This window comes from Okeania sp. SIO2F4, from assembly GCF_010672385.1.
Classification (GTDB): domain Bacteria; phylum Cyanobacteriota; class Cyanobacteriia; order Cyanobacteriales; family Microcoleaceae; genus Trichodesmium.
This window is the reverse complement of sequence record NZ_JAAHGT010000659.1, coordinates 1-1,058: the sequence shown is the minus strand read 5'-3', so window position 1 is coordinate 1,058 and position 1,058 is coordinate 1. Positions and strand designations below refer to the sequence as shown.

Sequence of the window (1,058 nt, the reverse complement as noted above, 5' to 3'; positions counted from 1 at the left end):
CCTGTTGCTGACGTTTGATAATACTCTAACTCATAGAAGCATGACTACGATCATAAGTAGTAACAAAACTAGGATGGGGTTTTCCTTGAATATTTCCCCAGTAATCATCTGCTTCTACACCTACTTCGCTTGCCATACGGTTTAGCATAGACTGTTGACGATTTTTAATTAGGTTGTGATGACGCATCATTAATGCACGAGCTTGATTTTCTATATCCATTGTTGATTTTTCCTATTGCTAAGTTTTGATTTGATAATTTTTTTGACCTTTGATAATACTCTAACTCATGGAAGCATGACTACGGTCATAAGTAGTAACAAAACTAGGATAGGGTTTTCCTTGAATATTGCCCCAATAGTTATCTGCTTCTACACCTACTTCACTTGCAGTACGGTTTAGCATAGACTGTTGACGATTTTTAATTAGGTTGTGATGACGCATCATTAATGCACGAGCTTGATTTTCTATATCCATTGTTTTAATTCTCCTTTTGGATTAAATTTTGTTTGTTAAAGATGAAATTTGCTTCCTGTTTTGGAATCAAATTAGCTCATGGAAGCACGACTGCGCTCATAATTTTTTCTAAAGGTAGGCTGTACTTTTCCTTGAATATGACCCCAGTAATGACTATTTTCTAATCCCACTTCAGATATGGCTCTGTTTAGCATTGACTGCTGACGATTTTTGACAAGATGGTGGTGACGGATCATTAAAGAACGTGCTTGAGGTTCAGTAAACATACTTAACTTTCTCCTTTGATTGCTTGACCAATGTTTGGGTTGCTTTTTTTCTTTACATTTTTATATTAACAGAAATTTATGTATCTGTTGTTACTAAATATTCTTTTGTAATAAATATTTACAGTGTTTTTAATAATTGAGATGATGAATAAAAGAGATCAAATTCATTGAAAACTAGAAAAGACAAGGGATAAGTGCGACTCGTTGGCTTAAAAGCTAGCTAAAAGCTAGATATAATAAGCCTTTTAAGTCAAGACATGAAGCTAATAGCTTCGACTTGAAAAACTCTTATGACCTTGTAGGTGAAATTCCTACCG

General features: G+C 34.2%; 3 protein-coding genes. All 3 read right to left on the bottom strand.

The genetic code is table 11. The features are described from left to right. Positions 1 to 25 precede the first annotated feature (25 nt). The 3 genes from gifA (F6K22_RS29805) to gifA (F6K22_RS29795) all read right to left on the bottom strand — a co-directional run bounded on the left by gifA (F6K22_RS29805) (position 26) and on the right by gifA (F6K22_RS29795) (position 741). Positions 26 to 220: a glutamine synthetase inactivation factor IF7A gene (gene gifA, locus F6K22_RS29805; RefSeq protein WP_293106513.1), complete on the bottom strand. Its 195-nt coding sequence runs from the start codon at positions 218 to 220 to the stop codon at positions 26 to 28. A 60-nt stretch (positions 221 to 280) separates the two neighbouring features. After that, on the bottom strand, positions 281 to 475 hold the full coding sequence (gene gifA / locus F6K22_RS29800; protein ID WP_293106511.1) for a glutamine synthetase inactivation factor IF7A: 195 nt from the start codon (positions 473 to 475) through the stop codon (positions 281 to 283). 71 nt (positions 476 to 546) lie between these two features. Beyond that, the gene (gifA, locus tag F6K22_RS29795; protein ID WP_293106508.1) at positions 547 to 741 is read right to left on the bottom strand and encodes a glutamine synthetase inactivation factor IF7A; all 195 of its coding nucleotides are present in this window, start codon (positions 739 to 741) and stop codon (positions 547 to 549) included. Positions 742 to 1,058: the final 317 nt, after the last annotated feature.